This is a genomic window from Nitrosomonas cryotolerans ATCC 49181, from assembly GCF_900143275.1.
GTDB lineage: Bacteria > Pseudomonadota > Gammaproteobacteria > Burkholderiales > Nitrosomonadaceae > Nitrosomonas > Nitrosomonas cryotolerans.
In genome coordinates, this window is record NZ_FSRO01000001.1 from 1,860,860 (window position 1) to 1,884,167 (window position 23,308).

Annotated in this window: 18 protein-coding genes; 14 read left to right on the plus strand and 4 right to left on the minus strand. The window is 42.3% G+C overall.

The window, feature by feature from the left end:
* Window positions 1–179: 179 nt before the first annotated feature.
* The 11 genes from BUQ89_RS08300 (at window position 180) to BUQ89_RS08350 (ending at window position 12,864) form a co-directional block, all read left to right on the plus strand.
* Window positions 180–2,621 (plus strand): FimV/HubP family polar landmark protein, encoded by a 2,442-nt coding sequence (locus BUQ89_RS08300; RefSeq protein ID WP_245812950.1) that lies wholly within the window; start codon window positions 180–182, stop codon window positions 2,619–2,621.
* A gap of 75 nt (window positions 2,622–2,696) precedes the next feature.
* Window positions 2,697–3,497 (plus strand): tRNA pseudouridine(38-40) synthase TruA, encoded by an 801-nt coding sequence (gene truA, locus BUQ89_RS08305; RefSeq protein WP_028461693.1) that lies wholly within the window; start codon window positions 2,697–2,699, stop codon window positions 3,495–3,497.
* A 173-nt stretch (window positions 3,498–3,670) separates the two neighbouring features.
* Entirely contained in the window at window positions 3,671–4,297 is a 627-nt protein-coding gene (locus BUQ89_RS08310) for a phosphoribosylanthranilate isomerase (protein ID WP_028461694.1), read from the plus strand.
* Window positions 4,284–5,483, plus strand: a complete 1,200-nt coding sequence (gene trpB, locus BUQ89_RS08315) for a tryptophan synthase subunit beta (RefSeq protein ID WP_028461695.1) — start codon at window positions 4,284–4,286, stop codon at window positions 5,481–5,483. The genes BUQ89_RS08310 and trpB overlap by 14 nt, the downstream gene beginning before the upstream one ends.
* Window positions 5,484–5,559: 76 nt before the next feature.
* A complete protein-coding gene (trpA, locus tag BUQ89_RS08320) occupies window positions 5,560–6,384 on the plus strand; it encodes a tryptophan synthase subunit alpha (protein WP_028461696.1) in 825 nt (274 codons plus the stop codon).
* Between the two features lie 12 nt (window positions 6,385–6,396).
* Window positions 6,397–7,266, plus strand: a complete 870-nt coding sequence (accD, locus tag BUQ89_RS08325; protein WP_028461697.1) for an acetyl-CoA carboxylase, carboxyltransferase subunit beta — start codon at window positions 6,397–6,399, stop codon at window positions 7,264–7,266.
* A 73-nt stretch (window positions 7,267–7,339) separates the two neighbouring features.
* Entirely contained in the window at window positions 7,340–8,650 is a 1,311-nt protein-coding gene (folC, locus tag BUQ89_RS08330; RefSeq protein ID WP_028461698.1) for a bifunctional tetrahydrofolate synthase/dihydrofolate synthase, read from the plus strand.
* 18 nt (window positions 8,651–8,668) lie between these two features.
* Window positions 8,669–9,337: an SPOR domain-containing protein gene (locus BUQ89_RS08335; protein ID WP_028461699.1), complete on the plus strand. Its 669-nt coding sequence runs from the start codon at window positions 8,669–8,671 to the stop codon at window positions 9,335–9,337.
* A gap of 107 nt (window positions 9,338–9,444) precedes the next feature.
* Window positions 9,445–9,951, plus strand: a complete 507-nt coding sequence (locus BUQ89_RS08340; protein ID WP_028461700.1) for a CvpA family protein — start codon at window positions 9,445–9,447, stop codon at window positions 9,949–9,951.
* Between the two features lie 130 nt (window positions 9,952–10,081).
* Complete coding sequence (gene purF / locus BUQ89_RS08345; RefSeq protein ID WP_028461701.1) at window positions 10,082–11,605, plus strand: amidophosphoribosyltransferase; 1,524 nt, start codon at window positions 10,082–10,084, stop codon at window positions 11,603–11,605.
* A gap of 83 nt (window positions 11,606–11,688) precedes the next feature.
* On the plus strand, window positions 11,689–12,864 hold the full coding sequence (locus tag BUQ89_RS08350; protein ID WP_028461702.1) for an O-succinylhomoserine sulfhydrylase: 1,176 nt from the start codon (window positions 11,689–11,691) through the stop codon (window positions 12,862–12,864).
* Between the two features lie 172 nt (window positions 12,865–13,036).
* On the opposite strand, the gene BUQ89_RS08355 is transcribed toward BUQ89_RS08350, so the two are convergent.
* Window positions 13,037–13,528 (minus strand): peptidylprolyl isomerase, encoded by a 492-nt coding sequence (locus tag BUQ89_RS08355; protein ID WP_028461703.1) that lies wholly within the window; start codon window positions 13,526–13,528, stop codon window positions 13,037–13,039.
* A gap of 14 nt (window positions 13,529–13,542) precedes the next feature.
* Entirely contained in the window at window positions 13,543–14,124 is a 582-nt protein-coding gene (locus tag BUQ89_RS08360; protein WP_028461704.1) for a peptidylprolyl isomerase, read from the minus strand.
* 160 nt (window positions 14,125–14,284) lie between these two features.
* Between BUQ89_RS08360 and cysS the strand changes: the two genes are divergently transcribed.
* A complete protein-coding gene (cysS, locus tag BUQ89_RS08365) occupies window positions 14,285–15,664 on the plus strand; it encodes a cysteine--tRNA ligase (RefSeq protein ID WP_028461705.1) in 1,380 nt (459 codons plus the stop codon).
* Between the two features lie 4 nt (window positions 15,665–15,668).
* On the opposite strand, the gene BUQ89_RS08370 is transcribed toward cysS, so the two are convergent.
* Window positions 15,669–17,183 carry a bifunctional ADP-dependent NAD(P)H-hydrate dehydratase/NAD(P)H-hydrate epimerase gene (locus tag BUQ89_RS08370; protein ID WP_028461706.1) on the minus strand — a complete coding sequence of 505 codons (1,515 nt, stop codon included), beginning with the start codon at window positions 17,181–17,183 and terminating at the stop codon, window positions 15,669–15,671.
* Between the two features lie 84 nt (window positions 17,184–17,267).
* Between BUQ89_RS08370 and purL the strand changes: the two genes are divergently transcribed.
* Complete coding sequence (gene purL / locus BUQ89_RS08375) at window positions 17,268–21,311, plus strand: phosphoribosylformylglycinamidine synthase (protein ID WP_028461707.1); 4,044 nt, start codon at window positions 17,268–17,270, stop codon at window positions 21,309–21,311.
* Between the two features lie 47 nt (window positions 21,312–21,358).
* Window positions 21,359–22,606 carry a ChaN family lipoprotein gene (locus BUQ89_RS08380; protein WP_245812952.1) on the plus strand — a complete coding sequence of 416 codons (1,248 nt, stop codon included), beginning with the start codon at window positions 21,359–21,361 and terminating at the stop codon, window positions 22,604–22,606.
* A 198-nt stretch (window positions 22,607–22,804) separates the two neighbouring features.
* Here the strand turns inward: BUQ89_RS08380 and BUQ89_RS08385 are convergent, their stop codons facing one another.
* Window positions 22,805–23,209 carry a VOC family protein gene (locus BUQ89_RS08385; RefSeq protein ID WP_028461709.1) on the minus strand — a complete coding sequence of 135 codons (405 nt, stop codon included), beginning with the start codon at window positions 23,207–23,209 and terminating at the stop codon, window positions 22,805–22,807.
* Between the last annotated feature and the right edge of the window lie 99 nt (window positions 23,210–23,308).

The following is a 23,308-nucleotide window of genomic DNA, read 5'->3' on the forward strand; positions in this document are numbered from 1 at the left end:
CTAAGGTAAGGTGCTGGCATACCGGCGGTTTTCTTGGTTATGCATTCAATCGGAACAAATTAGTATATAAAGTAAGGAATAATCTCAGCTTATATAAACACCATGCAATGCTAGCATTTTTTGTCTTCCTAAGAACACAAAAGGGTACCTCCGTGTATAAATCTTTTTTTAGAATATGCTTGTTTGTAATCATTTCGATGTTGCCATGGGCCGGTTATGCTGCGGGATTAGGTAAATTAACGCTTAATTCTGCTTTGGGACAGCCATTTAGAGCGGAAATCGATTTGGTTTCAATAGGCAATAGTGAGGTTTCTTCCCTAAAAGCGAATCTTGCGTCACGTGATGCATTTCAAAAAGCCGGTATTAATTACGAGCCTTTCTTCTCTACATTCGCGGTTTCCATAGAGTCACGTTCTAGTGGTGCGTTGTATGCCAAAATTGTTTCTCCACAATCCGTCAACGAGCCATTTTTGAATATGCTGGTGGAGCTAAGTTGGTCATCGGGCCGTCTGTTACGTGAATATACGATATTATTGGATCCCGTTGAGACAGACATACCAGAACCTGTCGTACCCACAGTTAAACTGATATCTGCTGCGAATGAATCTGAGCTAGATGAGCGGACTGTGTTACCTGGTCAGCAGGCCGATGATTCAAATTTTTCCTTGCGTCAGCCTGTTGTAACCAGTCAAGTAACAGATACTTATGGGCCTGTTGCTCGAGGAGATACATTATCTAGGATTGCCCGTGAAGTTTCACCTCAGGGAGTAAACCTTAATCAAATGTTGGTTGCATTGTATCGTGCAAATCATGACGCCTTTATAAAAAATAATATGAATCTGTTAAAGGTAGGTGCTATCTTACGTATACCCAGTAGCGGTGAAATAGCGATGATTAAAGAGACGGATGCGAATATGGAAGTAAAAGCGCAGGTAACTGATTGGTATGGTTATCGAGACAAATTGGCAACCGTTTCGGGAGGGGCGCAGGCACGAGATATACTTAAACAGACAGATACGGGACAAATATCAACAACCGTTGGCAATGAATCTGTTGCCATGATGGAATCACCTAAAGAAATATTGAAGCTTTCTAGTGGAACTCAATCTATAAATGCTTCTGAGAATACGACTGATGGGACAACGTTAGATCGTCTTCGTATGATGGAAGAGGACTCTATTGCGCGAAATTTGGCATTAAAGGAGGCTAATGAACGTGTTGCAATGCTTGAAAAAAGTATTGAAAATTTACAGTTACTCTTGGAATTAGAAGATCCTGTTTTGGCAAAGGCGCAATTACAAGCTGAAACTACACCGGAAATCAAGTCACTACCAGCATCAGATTTAATTGAAGTGGTTACACCGTCATCTGATTCAACATCAGACCTGTCGCCAAATTCCTCTGATAAGCAAAAATCTGTTGTGACTTCTCAATCCACCGCAGATAGCCTTGCTCAGAATCATTCTCCCACCACTGATGGTGCTTCTCTGATAAATCAATTAAATGAAAGAATTGAATATGTAGGAGTGATTCTTGTTTTGTCACTATTGGGAATACTGATTATTGTTCGTCGGAAAAGATCCGAGAGTGAGGCAAGTCATAAGGAAATAGAAGATTTTGATGAGGAATCGTTGGCACGCCATAACATGGTGGCCGCAGCGACGACAACTGATTCACTTTCCTCGTTTGATACAGATGATCCGCGGATTGATAAAAAGTATGTGGTCCCACCAGGATTTGATGATGTCAGCTCATCTCGTGTTAATGAAGCTGAAAGAGATTTATCTGATCAGGATGTTGATTCTTTTTCGAGTAAAAATGTACATGATGCTGTAAATGATAGTGCCGATTCGGAAAAGGCGATCAGTTTACAGGATCAACCTGGAAGTTGGGAAAGGAGCGCATCTGAATCTGATGTTGAGCTGAATTTAGATCGTGCAACTAATGGTGCTGAAGCAGTTAAAGATAAGGAAACGAACCAGGCGAAAATTGATGTGGCTGTAGATCAATTCGGCTCTGAAATAGATTCAGTAAAGGAGATGGCGGAAGATGCTGAAATGAATCTTGATCTGGATGGAGCGGGACCATCGGATAGATCTGGCACTGAAGGATTGTCAACGTATGAAGAAGATTATGATTTTTCGACAGATTCAATGGATACTGAAAGATTAGATGATCCTTTTAAGCGGCTAGAATCTGAAAGCGAACTGAATAATATGGAAGATAGTATTGTATTTGAGCTTGATACACCGACGACTGAGGTTTCTGATACGGAATTGCTGGATGAAGCTACATCCCAGAATAAAAATACGGAAGCAAGTGAGAAGGCGGTTCCATCGCCTGGCGAATCTAGTATCGCTGCAGATTCTATGTTACCTTCATCCGAGTCAGATTTGTCTGATCTGAATATGGATGACCCGTCTGCTCCGCCTATATCCGATGATGAAAGCATTGTAGAGAAGACTGCACAGTGGCATGAAGTTGCAACAAAGATTGATTTGGCAAAAGCTTATCAGGAAATGGATGATAAAGAGGGTGCTAAAGAGATTTTAGAAGAGGTGATGCATGAGGGGGATGCACAGCAACAAGAGATTGCACGAAGGATATTAGAAGATTTATAGTTTTTTTGTGTTTGTCATTAATTACCTATTTATAGTGGTTATACGAATTAGATTTGAAATAGCGGTATTTTTATTGTGAGAATCGTGCTGGTTCTAGAATATAACGGTAGCCGTTATTGTGGTTGGCAAAGTCAGCCGGCAGGTGGTTCAGTTCAGGACATCCTGGAAATAGCCTTGTCAAAGATTGCTTGTCATACTATTCGTGTTGTCACGGCTGGCCGTACCGATGCGGGGGTGCATGCACTATATCAGGTAGTTCATTTTGATACGCAGGCACAGCGCCCCTTAAATGCCTGGGTTCGTGGTGTTAATCGATTCCTGCCTCATGATATCGCTGTATCATGGGCATCCGTGGTATCCGATCAGTTTCATGCTCGCTATGGTGCCTATGAGCGTCGTTATCTTTATTTGTTATTGAACCGTCCTGTCCGTCCGGGTCTTTGTCACGCTAGGGTAGGTTGGCTACATCATTCTCTTGATCTGACACGAATGCAGGTTGCTGCTAAAATGTTACTGGGGGAGCATGATTTTACGGCTTTTCGCGCCGCTGCATGTCAGGCAAAATCTCCTGTACGGAGGTTAACCAGATTAGAAATTTATCGTCAAAATAATTTTTTTATTTTTGAAATATGTGCTAATGCTTTTTTACAACATATGGTTCGTAATATAGTGGGTAGTCTCGTATATGTCGGTAAAGGGAAATACGCGCCTGAATGGATGCAAACACTGCTTGAGAGCCGCAACCGAACCTATGCTGCGCCGACTTTTTCTGCTGCCGGACTATATTTAGCGGGAGTTAGTTACGATTCAATATGGCAATTACCTGATTTTATTGAATACCCATTTGAGATATGCTTGCCTGCTATACTGCGATGAGAGGAATTATGGCATCGGCAGATTGTTGGATGCTGATTTACGTGCTGTGTTTTTATTACTTCATTAGATGAGGTTTTTGCAAAAGCCCTCATCAGAAGCTTTCAACTATTGATTATAAAAGGTTAATTCTTCAACTATTGGGGTTTTGCAAAGGTTTCTAGATAAACATGGTTATGCCGGTTCATGTAAAAATATGTGGAATTACTCGTGTTGAAGATGCATTATCCGCTGCACGATTAGGGGCTGATGCAATAGGTTTTGTATTCTGGCCTAAAAGTACGCGCGCCGTTTTACCTGATATAGCAGGCCAGATTACTGAAAAATTGCCGGCATTTGTTAGTACTGTAGGGGTATATGTGAATCCAACTCGGAACTGGGTAGAGGAAACAGCAACTCGTGCAGGCCTAACCCTGCTACAATTTCATGGTGATGAGTCACCTGAATTCTGCAATCAGTTTTCATTGCCCTATATTAAGGCTATTCGAGTGAGGAGTGGAATAGATTTGTTACAATACGCTGCTCGTTATAGCAATTCAAAAGGTTTACTGCTTGATACCTATTCTGTGAATATGCCGGGGGGAACGGGACATGTGTTTGATTGGGATTTGATTCCTCAAGATTTACCATTACCATTCATTCTCTCTGGTGGACTCCATTCCGGTAATGTGGCTTTGGCAATTAAACAAACTCGGCCATGGGCGGTTGACGTGTCGAGTGGCGTGGAGGCTGTCAAAGGTATAAAAGACGAAACGAAAATCTCTGCTTTCATGCAAGGAGTTAGAAATAGTGAATGTTTATGATCTTCCCGATAAAAAGGGGCATTTTGGCCCTTACGGGGGTGTGTTTGTTGCTGAAACATTGGTGTCGGCATTAGAGGAATTACGTGCGGAATACGAGCATTATCGTAATGATCCTGATTTTCAGGCAGAGTTTGCCTATGAATTAAAGCATTTTGTAGGTCGTCCTAGTCCTATTTATCACGCAAAAAGATGGTCAGAATATCTGGGTGGCGCACAGATTCTTCTTAAAAGAGAAGATCTGAATCATACCGGGGCACATAAAATTAATAATACTATTGGACAGGCTTTGCTAGCCCGCCGGATGGGAAAAACACGTGTGATTGCTGAGACAGGCGCTGGGCAGCATGGTGTTGCGAGTGCGACGGTGGCTGCGCGTTATGGAATGGAATGTGTAGTTTACATGGGTTCTGAAGATGTAAAACGTCAAGCTACTAATGTTTATCGAATGAAGCTTCTGGGTGCAACCGTTGTACCGGTTGAGTCTGGATCTAAGACACTGAAAGACGCTCTCAACGAGGCCATGCGTGATTGGGTGACTCATGTTCAGGATACTTTTTATATCATTGGTACCGTTGCTGGACCGCATCCTTACCCTATGATGGTGCGTGATTTTCAATCTATTATTGGAAATGAAGCAAAGATTCAGATGCAGGAGATGTATGAAAGGCAACCCGATGTATTGATTGCTTGTGTTGGGGGAGGATCGAATGCTATTGGATTGTTCTATCCGTATATCGCTGACAGTAATGTGCATATGATTGGTGCAGAGGCTGCTGGTAAAGGTATTGAAACTAATCAACATGCCGCTACTTTGGTGAAAGGAACGCCAGGTGTGTTGCATGGGAATCGCACTTATCTGATTCAGGATGAGAATGGTCAAATAATTGATACGCATTCGATTTCTGCCGGCCTGGATTATCCAGGCGTTGGTCCAGAACATGCATGGCTTAAGGATATTGGTCGCGTCGAATATGTGGCGGTTACTGATGATGAAGCGTTATCGGCATTTCATGCACTTTGTCGCTATGAGGGGATTATGCCAGCGTTAGAATCCAGCCATGCATTGGCATACGCGGCTAAATATGCGCCGACATTGGGTAAAGATAAGTTACTCTTGGTAAATTTATCGGGCAGGGGTGATAAGGATATGTCAACTGTAGCGCAGATGTCTGGATTAACGTTATGATGCTGTATTGTATATCTATTTGTGTTCTGAATATTAAAGTGGACTGTTCTCATAAACCCAACAATACTCATATCGTATGAATCGTATTACTAGAACTTTTAATTTACTAAAAGAGCAAAAGAAGAAAGCGCTGATTCCATTCATTACAGCAGGTGATCCAGATCCGACGTTGACTGTTCCTTTAATGCATGAAATGGTAGAGGCGGGTGCGAATATTCTAGAACTTGGCGTGCCATTCTCTGACCCCATGGCTGATGGACCGACTATTCAGCGTTCTTCCGAGCGAGCATTGATGCATCAGGTGGGACTCAAAGATGTTTTGACGATGGTGTCGACATTTAGAAAAACGGATATGAATACGCCTGTTGTATTAATGGGTTATGCTAATCCCATAGAAGCGATGGGATATATGAATTTTACTTCTAAAGCAAAAGAATGTGGTGTAGATGGGGTGCTGGTTGTTGATTACCCACCTGAGGAATGTGATGAATGGATAAAACATCTAGAACGTCATGAAATTGATGCAATTTTTTTGTTGTCTCCTACAACACCGCAAGAACGCATACAACAAATGGCAAAAGTGGCTCAAGGATATATTTACTATGTTTCACTTAAGGGTGTGACAGGTGCATCACATCTTGACTTAAATGAAGTAGAAAATATGCTGACGCAATTACGTTTATTTATCTCGATTCCAATTGGTGTTGGTTTTGGCATTCGTGATGCAGATACGGCCAGAGCGGTATCAGTGTTGGCCGATGCCGTGGTAATTGGCAGTCGCATTATCGAAGAGATTGAAAGATCATCTAAGTCAGAATTATTAGCAAATGTTCATAATTTATTGAAATCATTGCGCTACGCTATTGATCAGGGTGATAGCACTATTAAATATTCATTGTAGGATATTCTATCCATGAGCTGGTTTCAAAAAATTATTCCGCCGAAGATTAAGCGTAAGGAGAACGGCGAAAAAAAAATCGTTCCGGAGGGTCTCTGGAGCAAGTGTAGCGCCTGCGAGGCGGTACTCTATTATACTGACTTGGTTAAGAATCTTAATGTCTGCCCTAGGTGTGGCTGCCATAATCGTATTTCTGCTAGAAATCGGCTTGACTTATTGCTGGACACTGAAGGACGTCAAGAGATTGGGGTAGAAGTGTTAGCAATCGACCCACTTAAATTTAAAGACAGTAAGCGCTATATTGATCGGTTATCTCAGGCTAAAACAAATACTGATGAAAATGATGCCTTGGTTGTTATGCAAGGTAACATTAAGACGATTCCCATAGTTATAGCTGTTTTTGAATTTGGTTTTATGGGTGGTTCAATGGGCTCAGTAGTTGGTGAGCGTTTTGTTCGAGGTATACAGGTGTGTGTCGAACAGCATTTGCCCTTTGTCTGTTTTACTGCTAGTGGTGGAGCACGTATGCAGGAAGGTTTGTTTTCCTTGATGCAAATGGCGAAGACAACGGCCGCATTAACCCGTTTAAGTAGAGAGAAACTTCCTTTTATTTCGGTATTGACGGATCCAACTATGGGTGGCGTATCAGCCAGTTTTGCTTTTATTGGTGATATTGTAATTGCTGAACCGGGTGCGTTAATTGGCTTTGCTGGACCTCGTGTTATTGAACAGACAGTGCGTCAAACTCTTCCAGAGGGTTTTCAGCGTGCTGAGTTTCTACTGCAGCATGGGGCAATAGATATGATTGTGGATCGTAGACAGATGCGTGACGAAATTGTGAATCTTTGTACATTGTTAATGCGTATGCCAGCTCCTGTAATATGATTATTTGTTATTTTCATGATTGATAGTCAGTCGTTTACCATAGTTGTCTTTGTCGAGCCATGATTGAAAGTAAATGACAGATCCAAGCATAGAACCTAATAGCAGACTATCGGACTGGCTTCTTTATCTAGAGCAGCTTCACCCAAATATTATTGATTTGGGGCTGGAACGTGTTAATCATGTCAGAAAAAAACTTAGATTGGCTCCTACATGCCCTCTTGTCATTGTGGGTGGGACCAATGGGAAAGGCTCTGTCTGTGCGATGCTGGAGGCAATTTTAACCTGTGCTGGATATCGTGTTGGTTGTTATACTTCACCTCATTTATTATGCTATAACGAACGCATACATATAAACCAGCGTCCAATAAGCGATGATTTATTATGCCAGGCATTTGAGGTGGTGGAATCAGCCAGGATTCAGTGCGGTGTTTCCTTAACTTATTTTGAGTTTGGTACATTGGCTGCAATGCATTTATTTATCCGAGCGGAAGTGGATGTGGCCATTTTAGAGGTTGGACTAGGCGGACGCCTAGATGCCGTAAATATTTTCGATGCGGATTGTGCCATATTAACTAGCATTGATCTTGATCATATGGATTATCTGGGGGATACGCGGGATAAAATTGGATTTGAGAAAGCCGGTATTTTTCGGAAAGGCAAGGCGGCTATTTGTTCGGAGCGAGAAATGCCGCTAACCGTGCCTGAGTATGCAGAAAGAATTGGTGCCAGCCTAATTCATGTCGATAGGGATTTTGGTTATGTGGCGAAGGAGGCTCAGTGGGACTTCTGGGGTCCTAAAGGATGGCGCCATTCTTTATCTCATCCCGCATTGCGCGGCACTAATCAGCTACAAAATGCTAGCACTTGCCTGGCAGCATTGGGCATGCTGGGGGAGAGTTTGCCGACGAGCATGAATGATATCCGTCGTGGTTTGCTGGAAGTCGTATTGCCTGGTCGATTTCAGGTATTGCCCGGGCAACCGTTAATTATACTGGATGTCGCTCATAATCCAAGTGCCGCACGCACTCTGGCAGCTAATCTTGATGCTGCAAAGCCTCATCAATATACTTATGCGGTCTTGGCTATGCTAAGGGATAAAGATATTGCGGGTGTTATAGAAGCATTAAAATACAGTATAGATGTCTGGTTGATATCATCTATTGATTCATCGTTACGCGGCGCGAGCGCTGATGAACTAGTGGAAAAGTTGGAGGACGCTGGAATAACAAAAATGAATGGGATTATTCATGCTTTTTCTGATACTGTCGCAGCCTTTGCATTTGCCTGTGAACATGCGAGTAAAAATGATAGAATTTGTGTCCTAGGCTCATTCTATACGGTTGGTGCGGTATTACAATACCAGAATATGAGACAGTATAGATAATGAACTAGGTACTTCTAAATGACAAAAAATATCAGTGAAGAAGAGCTATTATTAAGAAAGCGGGCCCGAAGACGGTTGCTTGGCGCGATTACGTTGGTGATTATAGCAGTTATCATTTTACCAATGATATTTGATGAACCAAAGCAGGAGCAGTATGAGATCGATATTCGTATTCCTTCGGAGGATATGATCAGTGATTCAACCCATTTGCTTTTACCGACTGATGAATTACCTATTGTTGATCCTTACGAAGAAATAGACTCAATAAAACGGTTGCCTGCTGAATCTTTAGATTCTCCGCAAGGTAATAAGAACTTCTCAGAAATGTTGATGGAACAGGAATATGCTGCTATCCCTATTCCCGGATACAAGCCTCTACCTGATAGAAATAGGACCAAAATCCCAGTTAAAAACAAAACCGAAGTTGTCGCTAAAAATAAGGAAGTGGGTAGTGTTGCGTCCGAATTTGTTGTGCAATTAGGCGCTTTTTCTGATCATGCTAAAGCTAAGCAACAATTGCAGCAGCTTGTTTTTAATGGTATTAGAGCCTACACTGAAACTATTAAGATAGATAATAACGAAATCACTCGTGTACGAATTGGACCTTTTCCGACAAGAGGTATAGCAGAGAGTGAACTTGTAAAATTAAAAAAATTGGGTATGGATGGTGTTATAACGAGCAGATAAGTTATTGGTGAAGCTGTGTATTGATACAGAGTCGATTAAAGAAATAAAAGCCTTTTCATGTGAGAATGATTTCGTGTTATTAACTATTATTCTCAGTTCTCTAGCAAATGACCATCTTTGATTATATTGTTCTAGGTATTCTTTTCGTATCGATTATTTTAAGCATTATGCGAGGATTAGTACGTGAAGTACTGTCGTTATCGGGGTGGATCGTTGCATTGATAGTGGCCAGCTCTTATGCAACAGAATTTGAACCTTTGTTGCCATCAGGGATTAATGGCGTATCATTCCGGATAATGACTGCATTTATTGTGGTATTTCTGTCAGTATTATTAATAGCCATGTTGATATCAACGTTGCTGTCAGCCTTGGTAAAAGGCATTGGTTTAGGATTTATTGATAGATTCTTAGGCTCAATTTTCGGTTTGTTACGTGGCATGTTAGTAGTGATGTTGCTTGTTCTAATGGCGGGATTGACCACGCTGCCTCAACAATCTTTTTGGCAGCAAGCGCTATTAAGTCGCCCCTTAGAAGTTCTTGTGATAGAAGTAAGACCTTGGTTACCAAATGATTTATCGAGCAGAATTAGTTATGGAAGTGATGAAACATATTAAGAATATTTGTAACAGTCTATGCGGACTAGGTGGCATGTGCGATTGGTACTCTTATTCATCCAATCGCGAACAAATTATCTTTTATCTTCCAATGCGTCACTGATTCAGGTCAAATTTTCGGAGTATTTCTATGTGTGGGATTCTCGGCATCGTTGCGCAGACACCTGTGAATCAGTTACTTTATGATGGGTTGTTAATGTTGCAGCACCGTGGGCAAGATGCGAGCGGTATTGTTACAGCCGAAGGTAATACATTCCATATGCACAAGGGCTGCGGTATGGTACGGGATGTGTTTCGTACTCGGAATATGCGTGCTTTAACGGGAAATATGGGTATTGGTCATGTACGTTACCCTACTGCCGGATCAGCGAGATCTTCAGCTGAAGCGCAACCATTTTATGTTAATTCACCATTTGGTATCGTATTGAGCCATAATGGTAATCTTACCAATGCAGCTCAGCTTAATCAGGAATTGTTTCGTGCAGATCTACGTCATGTTAATACTAATTCAGATTCTGAAGTACTACTCAATGTTTTGGCGCATGAATTACAAGAAAGCACGCGTAATTATCAGCTTGATCCTACGGCAATTTTTTCGGCAGTTTCAGGTGTGCATCGGCGATGTCAAGGGGCTTATGCGGTTGTAGCGCTAATAGCAGGTTATGGTTTGTTGGCTTTCCGTGATCCTTATGGAATTCGTCCGTTGGTTTTTGGCACGATAGAGACGGAACAAGGTAGTGAATATCTGATCGCATCGGAAAGTGTTGCGCTGGATACGCTCGGATTCAAATTAGTACGTGATATTGCGCCAGGTGAAGCAATTTTTATTGATGAAAATGGTAACTTTTATAACAATAAAGAATGTGCTGATTATCCAACATTAAACCCCTGTATTTTCGAATATGTTTACTTGGCACGTCCAGATTCCGTGATTGACGGTATTTCAGTTTATGAAACGCGGCTTAATATGGGTGTAAGCCTGGCCAATAAAATTACCAGAACGATGCGTCATCTTGATATTGATGTGATAATTCCTATTCCAGATTCTAGTCGTCCGAGCGCATTACAACTCGCAAATCATTTAGGTGTGAATTTCCGAGAAGGTTTTGTTAAGAACCGATATGTCGGACGCACTTTTATTATGCCCGGACAGCAACAACGCCGTAAATCAGTTCGTCAAAAGCTGAATGCGATCAGCGTTGAATTTCGAGGAAAAAATGTGTTACTGGTAGATGATTCCATTGTACGCGGAACAACCAGCCGTGAGATTGTGCAAATGGCACGGGAGGCTGGTGCGCAGAAAATTTATTTTGCATCTGCTGCGCCGCCGGTACGTTATCCTAATGTTTATGGAATTGATATGCCTACTCGCCAAGAATTAATTGCGACTGATCGCAGTGATGAAGATATATGTCATGAGATAGGAGCTGATTACCTTATTTATCAGGATCTTGAATCATTAAATGAAGCTGTGGCAAAAGTAAATCCAGCGATTACTAGCTTTGAGACCTCTTGTTTTGATGGAAATTATATAACGGGTAATGTAACACCGGAATATTTGAATATTATCGAGTCACAGCGTAATGCGGAGCCAGCACAGTCACAGGCTAAATTCAGTACTCAACTGGATTTAAGTTTTGCAGTTGTAGATTAGGTGGTATTTTATTTGAATGTCAAAGATAAAGTGAAATCGTTTCAAAAAAAATTATACGAATTCTAATTTGGAGTGAGTTTTGCATGTCCGATAATTTTGATGCAGAAACATTAGCGCTGCATACAGGTATTCACCGTAGTCAATTTAATGAACATTCTGAGGCAATGTATCTTACCTCGAGTTTTGTTTTTGAAAGTGCCGCTCAAGCTGCGGCACGATTTTCTGGTGCGGAGCCAGGAAATATCTATTCACGTTTTAGTAATCCGACTGTAAGTGCCTTTGAAGAACGGCTTGCAGCGCTGGAAGGAGCAGAGGCCTGTGTTGCAACCTCTACGGGCATGTCTGCGATATTGGCTTGCGTGATGGGGTTATTATCTGCTGGAGATCATATTGTGGCCTCTCGTAGTTTATTTGGTGCGACAGTAAATCTGTTCGATCATATTCTGAGACGTTTTAAGATCGAAACAACATTTGTATCAGCGACAGATACTGCTGCCTGGAGTGCTGCAGTAAAACCCAGCACGAAGCTTTTCTTTTTGGAAACCCCCTCTAATCCCCTGACTGAAATATCGAATATCACAGCTTTGTCAGAGATTGCAAAGAAAGCGGGTGTCTGGCTTGCGGTTGATAACTGTTTTTGTTCGCCGATGTTACAGAAACCTTTATCACTGGGTGCTGATCTGGTTATTCATTCTGCAACTAAATATCTAGATGGTCAGGGTAGGGTACTGGGTGGCGCAGTATTAGGTAAGCGTGATTTATTAATGGATGGGGGTATATTTGGTTTTTTACGTACCGCAGGACCGACGCTAAGCGCTTTTAATGCCTGGGTAATACTCAAAGGCATAGAGACACTTAAGATTCGTATGGATGCCCATGCTGCCCATGCTATGGAAGTAGCGAATTGGCTAGAGAAACACCCCAATGTGAGCCGGGTTTACTATCCCGGCTTGCCATCACATCCACAATATGACCTTGCCAAATATCAACAGAAAAGTGGAGGAGGTATTGTGTCGTTTGAGGTAAAAGGTGGGCGGGAAGCTGCGTGGCGGGTTATTGATTCTACCCGACTGATTTCAATCACGGCTAATCTGGGCGATGCAAAAAGTACATTGACCCATCCCGCAAGTACAACACATGGACGTATCAGCCAGGAAGCACGAGATGCAGCTGGTATCACTGAGGGCTTGCTACGCATGGCAGTTGGACTGGAAGCCGTGAAAGATCTTCAAGCAGATTTGACAAGAGGCTTATCATAGTATTTCATGGCAGCAGATTAATTTTCTGATGAAAATATTTATAAGACCGCTGCATAACTGTATTTTTGAGCTTTTCTGATTACTTGCAGCATTGATAAATCAAACACTTAAAAATCTTTCCCAGCCCGAGATAACCAGTTATGCAGCGGTCTTTTTATTGGTAATTTCATAGCTAAACGATTTCTGCTTTCTGAATGACAACGTCTTCTATGGGGACGTTTTTGTGTCCATTGTAATCTCCTGTTTTAACTTTTTTTATTTTATCGACAACATCTTTCCCTTCTACAACTTTACCAAATACACAATAGCCATAGCCTTGAGAAGTCGGTTCTGTATAATTAAGGAATCCGTTACTTGCCACATTAATAAAGAATTGAGCTGTTGCGGAATGAACATCAGATGTGCGAGCCATGGCAACAGTATAAGTATCATTCTTAAGGCCATTGGCTGCCTCGTTTTGGATTGGGGCGCGTGTTTGCTTCTGTTTTATTCCTGATTCGTATCCCCCGCCTTGAATCATAAAGTCATCAATAACGCGATGAAAGATTGTATTATCATAAAATCCACTCGTTACATATTCTCGAAAATTATGTGTTGTTTCTGGTGCTTTCTCACTATCCAATTCTAATGCGATTACGCCATAATTTGTATGTAATTTGATCATTATTTCTTTGTTTATTAATTGGTTATTTGAATCAGTTCAATCTTTTCTATTATGATACTGTCTTTAGGTACATCACTAGAAAAGGATCCTCTGGCACCTGTTGAAGTGCTGGCAATCTTATTAACAATTTCCATTCCGCTAATAACTTTACCAAATACTGTATAGCCGTAACCTCGATGACTTGGTGCCGTATAATCAAGGAAAGTATTATTTGCTACATTAATAAAAAACTGTGCGGTGGCTGAGTGTGGATCTGAAGTACGTGCCATTGCGATCGTCCCAATCTGGTTCTTTAGGCCATTAGATGCTTCATTCTCAATGGGTTGTCTTGTTGGTTTCTGGTTGAGTGTTTTATCAAACCCGCCGCCTTGGATCATGAAGCGTGGAATAACGCGATGAAATAGCGTGTTCTGGTAGAATCCATCTTCTACATAACGCAAGAAATTTTCGACTGTTTTAGGCGCCTCATCAGGATAGAGCTCAAGTGTAATACTACCCATGTTGGTTTGGATTTTAATATGCGGCGAATTAGCAGCGTAAACCAGCGCACTACTTAACATGAATAAAAATAACACAAATAACCGAAAAAAATGCATAAAATCTTCCCATTAAAGAGATAATAATATCTGGATGAAAGCTTGAAGTATCTAATTATGCTATACTTATTACGCTTTTTTTACCTGATTATGTCCAGAGCGTTCCGAATTCTATCAAGAAGATAGCTGGTTCCACAATCTCAATCTGATCTAATCCACAATGCTTAAAATTTATAACTCGCTCATTCGAGCAAAACAGAATTTTGTCCCGCTAATACCTGGGAAAGTAAAGATCTATGTTTGTGGTATGACGGTGTATGACTATTGTCATCTTGGACATGCCCGTGTATTGGTTGTGTTTGATATCGTGGTTCGCTGGTTTAAAACCATTGGTTTTGAAGTAATATATGTACGCAATATTACCGATATTGACGATAAAATTATTAAGCGCGCCAGGGAAAATAATGAGTCAATTCAAGTATTAACTGATCGTTTTATTCAGGCAATGGAACAGGATTCGCTGGCGCTGGGTGTCATGCAGCCCTCGCATGAGCCTCGTGCAACCTGTTATGTGGAAAAAATGATTGCTATGATTAGCGCATTGGTGGATAAGAATCTTGCTTATGCCGCAAGTAATGGCGATGTATATTATGCGGTTCACAAATTTCCTGATTATGGCAAGCTTTCTGGTAAATCTCTGGATGATTTGCGTGCAGGGGAACGTATTGAGATTGATTTATACAAAGCAGATCCACTTGATTTTGTACTATGGAAGTCAGCCAAACCTGATGAACCCGCCTGGCATTCACCTTGGGGTAAAGGGCGTCCAGGTTGGCACATAGAATGCTCAGCAATGAGCGCGCATTATTTAGGGGAGCATTTTGATATACATGGTGGTGGACAAGACTTACAGTTTCCTCATCATGAGAACGAAATTGCGCAGAGTGAAGGTGTACATGGACATTGTTCAGTCAATTATTGGATGCATAATGGTTTTGTGCGGATTGATAATGAAAAAATGTCCAAATCACTGGGTAATTTCTTTACTGTACGCAATGTACTCGAGCGTTATCAAGCTGAAGTGGTGCGTTTCTTTATTTTACGCGCACATTATCGCAGTCCACTAAATTATTCTGATCAACATCTGGAAGATGCAAAGCATGCACTGGATCGTTTGTACACCGCATTAAAGGGAAATGAAATTTCTGATATCAAAATTGACTGGAATGATATCCGTGCTCAAACATTTATGAATGCAATGAATGATGACTTTAATACGGCCGAGGCTGTTGCAGTATTGTTTGATCTTGCAGGCGAAGTGAATAAGAATAAATCCGAGCAAAGTGCATCTTTACTTAAAGCATTAGGTGGAATATTGGGGTTGCTGCAGCAGAACCCACAGGATTATTTGCAATATGGCCTGCTGTCGGAGAATAAAGGATTATTCTCTCCGGAAGAAATAGAACAAATGATTCAGAAACGTATTAGTGCGCGCAAAAATGGTCTGTACGCAGAAGCTGATGCTATACGCGAGCGATTATTAGATACGGGTGTTATTCTTGAAGATGGGCCTCAAGGGACAACCTGGCGCCGCCGATAAAAATTTAGGGGGTGTTATAAATCCATCTATTCAATAAGGTGCGTGCCGATATGATAATTTCTGAAGCGACCATTCCTAATGGCCCGTTATTTTTTCTTAATAATGTATCGGCAGAAGCTCCGTGTAGATATACTCCTAATAATAATGCCTGTTCTGTACTGAGTCCTTGTGCTAATAGCGTGCCGATCATGCCAGATAGCACATCTCCCGTACCTGCACTACTTAAACCGGGATTGCCGCTAGTGTTAAGATAGTATTTTCCCTCAGGTAGAGCGCAAATACTACCAGCGCCTTTTAATACGACATAGCAGTTGAAATATTCTGATAACTGCCGCGCAGCTGCCATGCGATCATTCTGGACAGTGATGACATCTGTGTTTAATAAACGTGCTGCTTCGGCAGCATGAGGCGTGATAATAGAAGGAAAGTTACGATGCGATAGCTTTTGAGCGAGAAATGTATGCGTCGCAATCAGATTTAATGCGTCTGCATCCAATACCAAAGGAAGTTTAGTGCTTAATGCACAATCCACGCAGGAATAAGCATCTGATTCCATGCCCAGACCTGGGCCAATGACGAGACAGTTCAGATGTTTAAGTTTAACCAGTTCATGGGCAAGGCGAAACATGAGTTCGGGTTGGATGGTATCAACTGTTGGTGCATTACGGGCGATCAGGCCGAGATACACACGACCCGCACCCAGTTGTAGTGCCGCTCTGCCGGCTAGCAATGCTGCGCCCACCATTCCTGCTGATCCACCGACTATGCCGATGCTGCCAAACATGCCTTTGTGGCTGTTGGCAAGCCGGGGAGGGGGTAATAATGTCGGTATTAATGCGTGATCAATTGTCCAAACATGGGGGGCAAGCAATGTTGTTACATCGAGTCCCAAGTCACGTAATAAAATTTCACCACAATATTCGGGACCATAATTAGTCAGGAGGCCTGGCTTTAATCCAATAAACGTAACCGTGATAGTAGCGCGTAATGCCATGTCGTAGATACAGCCGTTATCGCTCTCCAGGCCAGAGGGAATATCTAATGCAAGTATTGGCAGCCGCATGCTGCTAACAGTTTTGATTAAATCTAGGTATTTGCCCTCGAGGCGACGCTGTTTTTTTTGATTAAATCCAATACCAAACAGTCCATCGATAATAGCATCCCAGTTTCTATTGATGGGAATTTCGGTGCGTATCTCACCGCCTATTGCTAGCCAGGCCATCATTGTTCTTTCTGCATCATTAGATAGCCTGATGCGGTCACCGGTAAAAACTAAGGTGACATTGAAATACCATTGTTTTAAATAACGGGCAACGACAAATGCATCCCCACCATTGTTGCCCGGTCCAGCCAGAATGAGTACATTAGTTTTATCATTGATCAGTAATCTATTCCGAGCTATCTGGGCTGCAGCTAATCCAGCTTTTTCCATGAGATTGGATGAATCAGGCAAGGTTGCAGCAAGTTGTTCTATTGCACGAATTTCAGCAGAGAAATAAACAGGATTCGGATGATTCATTTTGATTGTTTAGTCAGTTGTAGAACGGTTAGCTTCTCTTCTCGTGTAAAATCACTGTTTTTAAATTCACCGATCATTTTCCTAATGCTTCGATTTCGTGGTGGCAGTGCACTTTCTTCATTTCGTCTTGAGAAATTAATCAATACAATGCGCATCAATAGATTGCCAGTTTCTCATATTTATGCCGAATATTGGTATTTCTGTGCGGTATCTCGTGATTTGCATGAAGGCGAGCGTATCGTTCTAGAAAAAATATTGGATGATGGTTCGATACAACAACCTGTTCATTCTGATGCTCAATTACAATTGGTATTGCCGCGCTCCGGCACGATTTCTCCTTGGTCATCCAAAGCGACTGATATCGTTCATCATTGTGGACTAGATGTGATTGAACGCATTGAACGCGGCCTTGCTTTTTATATTCAGATAGAAAGCATTCTTTCTCCTGAAATGAAAGCTAAACTGCCGACGCTGTTGCATGATCGCATGACTGAGGTGGTATTTGATTCTTTTGAAGAGGCTGAGGCATTATTTCATCATTTTGAACCCGGTTTATTAAGAATAATAGATGTGCTTGCAGGGGGAAAAGACACATTACAAAATGCCAATGATGAAATGGGCCTTGCTCTATCTACTGATGAGATTGAATATCTTGTTAATAGCTTTACGCACATTAGTCGTAATCCGACTGACGTGGAGTTGATGATGTTCGCACAAGCTAACTCGGAACATTGTCGCCATAAGATCTTCAATGCGAGCTGGGTCATTGATGGCAAACCGCAGGATCAATCACTGTTTGCGATGATACGACATACGCACCAATCAAACGCCAAAGGTACTATAGTCGCCTATGCGGATAATTCTTGTATTATTGAGGGAGAAAATATAGCGCGCTTCTATCCGGGTGAGGAGCATATTTATGGTTATGCATCGGAGCCAACACATCTGCTTATGAAGGTTGAAACGCATAACCATCCGACAGCCATTTCTCCATTTTCAGGCGCAGCTACAGGTGTCGGTGGAGAAATTCGTGATGAAGGTGCGACTGGGCGTGGTGCTAAACCTAAAGCAGGGCTAACCGGATTTGCTGTTTCTAACCTAAATATTCCCGATTATATTCAACCCTGGGAAAAAGATGTGACAGAGGCGTTCGAATACGGACCTACACAAATGTATGGCAAGCCTTCACGTATCGTTTCGGCATTAGACATTATGTTGGCTGGGCCCATTGGTGGTGCAGCATTTAATAATGAATTTGGGCGACCTAATTTGGCAGGATATTTTCGTACTTTTGAGGAACATGTTGCGGGTGAGATGCGTGGGTATCACAAACCGATTATGTTGGCAGGGGGTATTGGCCAGATTTCTGAGAAGCATGTATTTAAAGAAAAATTTCTACCTGGTACCTTATTGATCCAGTTGGGTGGTCCGGGCATGCTGATTGGCCTGGGCGGCGGTGCGGCTTCCAGCATGGATACCGGTGCTAATACAGAAAAATTAGACTTTGACTCGGTGCAACGCGGCAATCCTGAGATGGAGCGGCGTGCGCAAGAAGTCATTGATCGTTGCTGGCAGATGGAAAGAAAGGGGGAGTGTAATCCGATTTTATTTATTCATGATGTGGGTGCAGGTGGATTGTCCAATGCATTTCCTGAGCTAGTACATGATTCAGGGCGTGGTGGCTGCTTCCGTCTGCGCGATATTCCTTCTGAAGACGCTAGTATGTCCCCTATGCAAATCTGGAGTAACGAAGCACAAGAGCGTTATGTATTGGCAATTGAGCCCAAATCATTAAAACTGTTTCAAGCAATTTGTGAGCGCGAGCGATGCCCATTTTCAGTTGTTGGCGAAGCAACCGAAGAACAGCAGCTTATTGTTATTGATCAAAAAGAGGATATTCCTCCGGTTAATATGGCGCTCTCAGTATTGTTAGGCAAACCACCTAAAATGACTCGAAATGTGGTGCATGTGGATAAGATGCTACCATCGTTCAATACTGCTGATTTGAATTTATATGAGGCTGTTTATCGTGTATTGCGATTACCCGCAGTGGCGGATAAGACTTTTTTGATTACTATCGGCGATCGTAGTGTGGGTGGAATGACGGCCCGAGATCAGATGGTGGGGCCTTGGCAAGTGCCCGTAGCAGATGTAGCAGTGACATTGATGGACTATCAATCCTATCTGGGAGAGGCCTTCGCTATCGGTGAGCGCCCACTGGTGGCATTAATTAAACCTGCTGCAGCTGCTCGCATGGCTGTGGGTGAAGCCATTACTAATATTGCAGCGGCTCCCATTAAGCAACTTAGTGAGATCAAACTATCCGCCAATTGGATGGCTGCGGCTGGACACGTCGGCGAAGACGCCGGTTTATTTGATGCCGTTCATGCAATCAGCATGGAGTTATGTCCACAGCTGGGAATCAGTATTCCTGTAGGAAAAGACTCTTTATCCATGAAGACATCATGGAAGGAAGAAGGGGAATCTAGCCATGAATCGCTCAATAAGGAGGTAACGTCACCATTGTCTCTGGTTATTTCCGCTTTCTCTAGAGTAGTTGATACGCGTAAAACACTCACACCACAAATACAAAAGGATTGTGGCGAAACAGAATTAATACTGATTGATCTCGGCATGGGTAAAAATCGCCTGGGTGGTTCGGCACTTGCACAGGTTTATAAACAGATAGGTGATATTGCCCCCGATATTGTAGGCTTGGAGGGGGCGGAGAAACTCAAGGCATTCTTTACTGCTATACAACACTTGAATAGCCAAAATAAGCTGCTTGCATACCATGATCGTTCAGATGGTGGTTTGTTTGTGACATTATGTGAAATGGCTTTTGCCGGGCATGCCGGTATAACGATTAATCTTGATCAGCTATGTTTTGACCCGCTTGCCAATGATGTGGATGGCTCTGAATTAAATCCTGAAATATTGACCGGTAGGTTTCTTGAGCATATTTTTGCCGTTTTGTTTAATGAGGAACTGGGCGCTGTTATCCAGGTTAAATCTGAACATCGCCACGATGTGCTGGATACGTTATCTGCAGAAGGATTGCTTGAATTCTGCTTTGTTATTGGTGTGCCCAATGATAAAGATGAGATTCGCCTGATGCGCAACAATAAGGCAATATTCTCAGAAAAACGAATAGATCTACATCGTGCCTGGTCAGAAACAACGTATCAAATGCAGAGACTGCGTGATAATTCGGAATGTGCTCAGCAGGAGTATGATCGCATATTGGATATAACGGATCCTGGTTTACATGTGGGATTAAGTTTTGACATTAATCAAGATGTAGCGGCACCCTATGTGCAAACTGGTATGAGGCCTAATATTGCTATTTTGCGTGAACAAGGGGTAAATGGTCATGTAGAAATGGCAGCTGCTTTTGATCGAGCTGGCTTTACTGCGATAGATGTACATATGAGCGATATCATTGCGGGTCGTATTTCACTGAAAGACTTTAAAGGCTTTGTTGCGTGTGGCGGATTTTCCTATGGTGATGTGTTAGGAGCCGGAGTAGGTTGGGCCAAGTCGATTTTATTTAATTTGCGTGTACGTGAGGAATTTGAGGCATTTTTCCAACGTAAGGATACTTTTGCTTTGGGCGTGTGCAATGGTTGCCAGATGCTGAGTCATTTGCATGAAATTATACCGGGTTCTGGGCATTGGCCACATTTTACACGCAATAGATCAGAACAATTTGAAGCACGTTTTGTCTTAGTAGAAATTCAAAAGAGCCCATCTTTATTTTTTGATGGCATGGCGGGCAGTTTGATGCCTATCGTTGTTGCGCATGGGGAAGGTTATGCGGATTTTTCCAGCACACCCGCTTCTTCAGTAGCTTCATCGCTGGTTACTATGCGTTTTGTGGATAACAAGGCTCGCCATACTGAAATGTATCCTTACAATCCTAATGGTTCACCCCAAGGCATAACCGGTCTAACGACAGCGGATGGGCGATTTAATATTTTGATGCCGCATCCAGAACGTGTTTTTAGAATAGCACAACATTCTTGGTATCCTCCGGAATCAGAAAAAATAACCCAGCAACCTATTTTTTCTCGTGAGGATGGTCCATGGATGCGGATATTCAGAAATGCCAGAAAATGGGTTGGATAACCGCTTGTTTAATTTTATAAATTCAACCTAAAGACTTGATATGGATCATGAATAACAATTCAAAGATGGTAGCTTTTAACGTTACCTTACAAAGTAAATTTATTAGCATGATATTGCTGGTATTAAGCATTAGCCTGAATACTGCACTGGCACAAATAAAGCCGGATCGTAAACCCAACACGCTTGGCTGTGTGCCACTGGCAAGCTGGGTTGTGCCGGGGGTCGGTAAGGTATCGAACTTCGACGTTATTTCACATGCGGCCAGAGAGTCTGTGGTATTGCTTGGAGAAACTCATGTGAATCATGAGCATCATCGTTGGCAGTTGCAGACGTTGGCAGCATTATATGCGATGCGACCTGACATGATTATTGGTTTTGAAATGTTTCCGCGTCGCGTTCAGAACGTGTTGGATGACTGGGTGGCAGGGAAACTCAGTGAGAAAGCATTTCTCGCTGCAGTGGAGTGGGATTTGGTTTGGAATACTGATGCAAATCTTTATCTACCGTTATTTCATTTTGCGCGGATGAATCGCATACCAATGCGTGCATTGAATATTGAAACACGCCTCAGGCATCTGGTTTCTGAAAAGGGTTTTGATGGTGTACCAGAAGATGAGCGTGAGGGTGTAACGCGTCCGGCTAAACCGAGCGATGCTTATTTGGATTACCTGTTGCCAATTTATGAAAGACATGACCGCAAGGATAGGAAAAAAGGTGAGATTAATCATAATGATCCGGATTTTATGCGTTTTATTTCAAGCCAACAGCTTTGGGATCGGGCCATGGCACAGATTTTGTATTCAGAGCACACTGGATCTGACGAGGAGAGAAAGCCACTTGTAGTTGGTATTATGGGGTCGGGACATATTTTGTATGGTTATGGCGTGCCGCATCAGTTACGTGATCTAGGTATTAAAGACATCGCATCTTTATTGCCATGGGACACTAGTAAATCCTGTGAAAAATTTATAGTGGGTGTGGCTGATGCTGTATTCGGTGTTATGCCGCACATATCTCAGCCATTTCAACCACTTCGTCAGCGACTGGGTATTCGTTTTGAAATTGCACATGGTGGTGCACATATTTTACAGGTTGAGAAGGGCAGTATTGCCGAAGCAGCCCATCTTCAGGATGCTGATATCATTACAGAAATAGCAGGGCTGGAAGTAAAAGAAACGAAAGATATTATTGATGTAGTCAAGCGTCATGCACCCGGTACTTGGTTACCACTGAAAGTAAGGCGTGATAATGAACTAATCGAAATTATTGCTAAATTTCCAGTTTTAGATAAGTGAATGCTGGATGAAAGGATTATCTCTAACCAGATCTTATGCTGTATTCTCATGGCGAGGCCTTTGCAAAACCCTCATTATTTTTAATGGTGTAGAGGCAGTTAAACATGGCACGTGGTCGCGCGTAAACAGATAATCAAGTTCAATTGATTCTTAGGAAAGCGACCGGACTAACGTGACAACGTGACAAAATAGAGTACTTTAGAGAGTCGTATTACTGATTCCCTTGGGCTCCGGCTCATTTGCAGAAAAATCGAGTTCTATCTTTGCTCCATCAGGGTCATAGCAGAAAAGCTGCCAGGTCTGTGAATCTTTTTGTCGTCGAAGTTCATATTTTATATTGTGCTGATTGAGTGTGTTAATCACAGATTGAAGGTCGGATGCAGTAAAAGCCATATGATCGATAATGCCTTGGGCCTGAGCAGGCAATGGCCGTCCAGCCATAATATGTAGAATAGGTTGATTTCCTGCGTAGAGCCAGGCTCCGGAGGAAGCAAGCGGTGGGCGATAACCCTCTGTAAATCCAAGCACATCGATATAGAAAGCTTTACATTGTTCCAGGTTGCTAGTGAGTACCGTAAAATGATTCATACCATCGATAGCCATCTTAATTTCCTTTTATTCGTTATTTTTACGATTCAGAGTGCTGATTGATACGTATCTTGATTTCAGTTTATTTTTTAGCTCTATCAAATCTAATAAAGA